The sequence below is a fragment of the Moorena sp. SIO4E2 genome (genome assembly GCF_010671945.1).
GTDB classification, from domain to species: domain Bacteria; phylum Cyanobacteriota; class Cyanobacteriia; order Cyanobacteriales; family Coleofasciculaceae; genus Moorena; species Moorena producens.
Genome location: NZ_JAAHIE010000542.1, coordinates 1 through 4,656 on the forward strand (window position 1 = coordinate 1; position 4,656 = coordinate 4,656).

General features: G+C 42.6%; 7 protein-coding genes. 6 read left to right on the forward strand and 1 reads right to left on the reverse strand.

Annotated features, from left to right (window positions below; genetic code table 11):
- Positions 1 to 282: 282 nt before the first annotated feature.
- Positions 283 to 456 carry a hypothetical protein gene (locus tag F6K37_RS32535; RefSeq protein ID WP_287254770.1) on the forward strand — a complete coding sequence of 58 codons (174 nt, stop codon included), beginning with the start codon at positions 283 to 285 and terminating at the stop codon, positions 454 to 456.
- Between the two features lie 169 nt (positions 457 to 625).
- On the opposite strand, the gene F6K37_RS32540 is transcribed toward F6K37_RS32535, so the two are convergent.
- Complete coding sequence (locus F6K37_RS32540; RefSeq protein ID WP_154659784.1) at positions 626 to 766, reverse strand: hypothetical protein; 141 nt, start codon at positions 764 to 766, stop codon at positions 626 to 628.
- 103 nt (positions 767 to 869) lie between these two features.
- Here F6K37_RS32540 and F6K37_RS32545 point away from each other — a divergent pair, with 103 nt between their 5' ends.
- The 5 genes from F6K37_RS32545 to F6K37_RS32560 all read left to right on the forward strand — a co-directional run bounded on the left by F6K37_RS32545 (position 870) and on the right by F6K37_RS32560 (position 4,405).
- Complete coding sequence (locus F6K37_RS32545) at positions 870 to 1,214, forward strand: hypothetical protein (protein ID WP_008184267.1); 345 nt, start codon at positions 870 to 872, stop codon at positions 1,212 to 1,214.
- Position 1,215: 1 nt separating this feature from the next.
- Positions 1,216 to 2,856, forward strand: coding sequence for a S8 family serine peptidase (locus F6K37_RS32550; RefSeq protein WP_008184270.1), 1,641 nt, complete (start codon positions 1,216 to 1,218; stop codon positions 2,854 to 2,856).
- A 333-nt stretch (positions 2,857 to 3,189) separates the two neighbouring features.
- Entirely contained in the window at positions 3,190 to 3,360 is a 171-nt protein-coding gene (locus F6K37_RS32555; protein ID WP_154659785.1) for a hypothetical protein, read from the forward strand.
- Positions 3,361 to 3,849: 489 nt separating this feature from the next.
- A complete protein-coding gene (locus F6K37_RS44995) occupies positions 3,850 to 4,089 on the forward strand; it encodes an ISAs1 family transposase (RefSeq protein WP_202799203.1) in 240 nt (79 codons plus the stop codon).
- A complete protein-coding gene (locus F6K37_RS32560) occupies positions 4,049 to 4,405 on the forward strand; it encodes a hypothetical protein (RefSeq protein ID WP_287254773.1) in 357 nt (118 codons plus the stop codon). The genes F6K37_RS44995 and F6K37_RS32560 overlap by 41 nt, the downstream gene beginning before the upstream one ends.
- Positions 4,406 to 4,656 lie beyond the last annotated feature (251 nt).

Below are 4,656 nucleotides of genomic sequence, written 5' to 3' on the forward strand. Positions count from 1 at the left end.
CCTGAGCTCAGGAGGGAGGAGTTTTATTGTAGACCTTAAGCGATAATCATGCCCACCAATACTGAACCAGATAAAAATCGTAGGGTGGGCATTGATCAGGAAGATTAAAATTAGTGAGCCTATAAATTAAATGAGCAATGCCCACCAATACCGAGGCTAAGTTATGAAACACTATCATATCACCTCATAAAAGGTACCCTCAAGGGTACTGCCAAGCCAGGGTTAGATTTGACATTATATAAATGTGTTGATTGAAATTAATTACAGCAAGAGGTAAAACCCATGCCTTACAAATACTCTAACCCCTGTGTGTTCCAAGTTCCGATCAAATTAGAGGTACCGATTGTGCTCGACCTAGCTGTAGGTGCTAAGCGTAAGTGCTTTACTAAGTATGAGGAAATGGAGATCGAAGAGAACGGAGCGGCTACTGAGCCAGCCGAACCAGTTACCACTTAGTCTGTTTAGGAATCTTTGACGGCTGGCTTTTAAATTCTGGGCAGAAATTAAGTCCTATCTCTCCTCTCTATCCAGGGTAAGCGCATCTTGTTGGGTAACCGGGGGTAGTTCTCAATAAACCCGGCCTTGTCTTGATCTAGTCGCTCATCGGGGAAACCACGCCAGTTGCTCATGGGGGGAACCCCCAAGACCGCACTGGCTCCCCAAGACCGTAATGGTGCGTTTGACCCGTAATTAAATTCGCCACGGGTCGCACCTCTGCATCGCTATTGTGCTTATTGACAATCAATTTCCTATATATAGTGTTCATTGAATTCACTAAAAACTATATATAGAAATAAAAAAATTAGATGCGTTTACCCTGTTCTAGCTGTAGGGATTCTAAAAATAAAAGTACAAGAGCTTTTGTTCGTATGTTCTACTTTGAATATTCAGTTTTTGCTCACTTAGAGACAGTTCAAGTAGCTTGCCACTTGAATGTCAACCAAGCTAGAAAAATGCGTTACTTAATTACACTCAATCTACCGCCTCCTAACAATTCTTTGGAGTCCGTGAAGCAACTAGATGGAATCAAAGACTTAGAGATTGATGAAGATTATGGTCTAATTCTCATAAGTCCGAAGCGGGATTTGTATGTCATCCGTGTATCGGGTGACATGGATTCTCAAAAACTGATAGCAATACAACCGTTAGTCAAGGGAGTTCACGGTGATATAAAAATAGCTCCCACAGAATCTCAAGAAGAAGAGGATAAATAACATGCGTGTGTTAATTCAGATGCGATTTATGCCGGAACTCCGTGCTGCAATGACTGCCGAGAGTTTCACTATGACAACAGAGGCTGTTTCTATTGATGGCTTTTCACTGGATCAAAGTTATACACCTGTTTTGGTGCCTAATCGACAAAGACGAGAAGAGGTTGGAGTCACAGAAGTAGGACAACTATTTTCCTTTGATGCTCGCCCTGAAGTTTCCACTTATCTGGTAAGAGGTGAGGTGGCAGATGATGCACTAGAGCCTTTAATAGCGGCAGTTGAACAAGACCCTAATGGGATTGGTGTGTTTTCAGATCCACGAATTAGTGCGATCGCTATTTGTCCACCTGCTTCAGTGGGAACCCATCGAAATGTGGAGAATTTACTGCAATTTCCACAACTTCAAGCAAAAGGAATGGATGGGTCTAACGTAATGGTGGCGATCGTTGATAGCGGAGTCAATCTATCCCATCTAAACAGTAAGGGTAAAACACCTCAATTCGATGCGAGCAAAAGCTGGACTCCAGTATCTGGACTTACCCCAGGTAATATGCGTGTCGATCATGGAACAATGTGTGCCTTTGATGTCTGCATTGCTGCGCCAAACAGCACTCTTCTCGACTATGCCCTTCTCCAATCGCAGACACCAGGTGGCTCGGTAATGGATGGGTTTTTGAGTGATGCTGTCAAAGCTTTCAGTAACTTGCTGCAAATACTCTCAACAGCCCCAGAACCTAAACCAGCTTTGGTAGTTAATAATAGTTGGGGAATGTTTCATCCCTCTTGGGACTTTCCGGTGGGCCATCCTGGCAATTACAGTGATAATCCCAATCATCCTTTCAATATCATTGTTGAAAGTTTAGAGGATGCTGGTGCTGATATTCTTTTTGCTGCTGGTAATTGTGGTGCAGAATGTCCTGATCCAAGATGCCAACGCGTTACTAACAGACCCATTTATGGTGCGAATTCTCATCCAAGTGTCCTTAGCATTGCTGGGGTGACAGTTAATAAAGAGCGAGTTGGCTATTCTAGTCAGGGACCAGGACATCTCGACTCTCAAAAACCCGATCTTTGTGCCTATACTCATTTTGTTGGCTCAGGAGTTTATCGAGCAGATAGTGGCACTTCAGCAGCTTGTCCTGTTGCGGCTGGTGTTGTAGCATCGATTCGGACTAAGTATCCTCCTTCGGTTCTCTCTCCCGCTGAACTTCGTCAACTGTTGCGCCGAACTGCCGAAGATTTGGGTGTGGCAGGTTTTGACTACGATCATGGGTTTGGGCTGATCGATGTTCCAGCCATCCTCAATGCCCTAGAGCGGCTAGACATACCAGAATTACAAATAGGAGAGGCGGTTTCAGGGCATTTAAAGCAGACTGGCGATTCTAGCTTATATCGGGTGAGGGTCGGCACCTCATTGAGCCTTGAGCTAGATGGACAGGATGGTGTAGATTTCGATCTCTATGTCAGAAAGGCATTGCAGCCAACTATCAGTGAGTTCGACTATCGTGGGTATACCAGTTTACCTGACGAGAAAATTAGTATCCGACCTTCAGAACCAGGTGAATATTTTGTTATGGTTCGTTCTTATCGTGGAGCAGGAGATTTTTCTCTGAAAGCTAGTGTGGAATCCATCTTGAACGTGTAGGCGTTTGAGTAACAACTGTACCTGAAGGGGCGACGAAACAGGCTGAAATGCTTGGTATCTAACGCTATAGCATTTTTAAATTGGGTGAGGTACAAAGTTCTAGGTTTTAGGGAGTAGGGAGCAGGGAGTAGCGACTGCATCAGTTTCTTAAATTTGTTAACACCATTACACCAATTGTTAGATCTATAGTTACGGTGAATTTTTAAGGTAGGCATTGCCTACCTTTTTTTTGTATTTAAGGGTCAGTGTTTTTAGATTAGTTTATCTCCTTGAGGGAGATTGTAACTTTGACAAAGATATCTCTCTTAATGGATCCTTCCAGCTGCAGAAACCATGTTTCCATTAATTCATTTCCTTGAGGGAGATTGTAACTATTGGGAAAACAACGATTGTATTCACTGGGAAGAGTTTCCATTAATTCATCTCCTTGAGGGAGATTGTAACTTTACAGGGAAAATTTTAGAAGCTTATTTTGAGCCGGTTTCCATTAATTCATCTCCTTGAGGGAGATTGTAACCCTCTCCCTCCCACTCAGGTCATCCAAAGGAAATGAGGTTTCCATTAATTCATCTCCTTGAGGGAGATTGCTTTTTGCCCAAAAAGCAAAATGACAATCAGTGGGGGCTTGTACCCGCCACTGATTGAAGACCACAACTCGCTTGACCGTAGGTCACGCTGCGCGAACGCTCCAATTCAAAGTTCAAAATTATTAATTCAAAATGATTCGGACAATTCTAGATTTTTAATTTTTAATTTTTAATTTTGAATTACCCGGGGGGCTTGTACCCAGAATTAATTAATTCAAAATTTATGATTTTCTTTATTTTGAAGTTTTAATTTTGAATTTTGAATTACCCAAAGGGGTCAGTTATGACCAGCGTATCGAAAAAGGTCATCATCGCACAGAGATACGCCAGGGCAGGGTCTGTACCGGTTTCGGCACAAGGTTAATTTCACCTTCCCTAGCTCTGGGAAGGACTCCAAAGTTTGGTGATGGTGGTTCGTGTCCGCCGTCTGTGGAACAAAACTACTCGTGAAGTTCAGTTTTATCTGACTTCAAAAGCTAGTGATGCTCAGGTTTTAGCTTCGGCAATTAGAAAACACTGGAGCATTGAAAACGAGCTACATTGGACTATCGACTGTACTTTTGCCGAAGATGCTTGCCGTATTCGCTCTTTACACAGTCCCCGTAATGCGCGCTCTTTGGCGACGCATTGCTCTTACTGCCCTTGATCGTGAGCAAACTTACAAACGTAGTCTCCGGCAAAAAATGAAGCGCACTGCTATGGATAATAACTATATGATTCAAGTCCTTAGTTGTTTTCACAGGCGACAGATTAGATTCTTCTCATCCCTTGTGTCAAGCCTGATTGAGATGCTCTTACCCTGCCTCTCTATCCTCCATTCTGAAATCAGGATGAAGGAGTTTTTATTTATTGGTTCACCGATAATAATACCTAAGTTAGGCTATCAGGGTAAGCGCAAGAAAAAATTGCCCATAATGTGCATTGGCTGGATATCGGTTGATCGTGGCTCGAAACCCCTATAATCTCGTAGAACTTGATTCTCAATAGAGTTTAATAGTTGAGAATGAGCCCCTTTTTTTCTCAATAAGCTACAGCTTATTGATTCTTGCGCTTACCCTGGTTAGGCTATCTTATTATCAGTTTATCAAAGGTACCCTCAAGGGTACTGCCAAGAGGGATTTAGATCTGACATTATATAAATGTGTTGATTGAAATTAATTACAGCAAGAGGTAAAACCCATGCCTTACAAATACCATAAACCCTGTGTGTTCC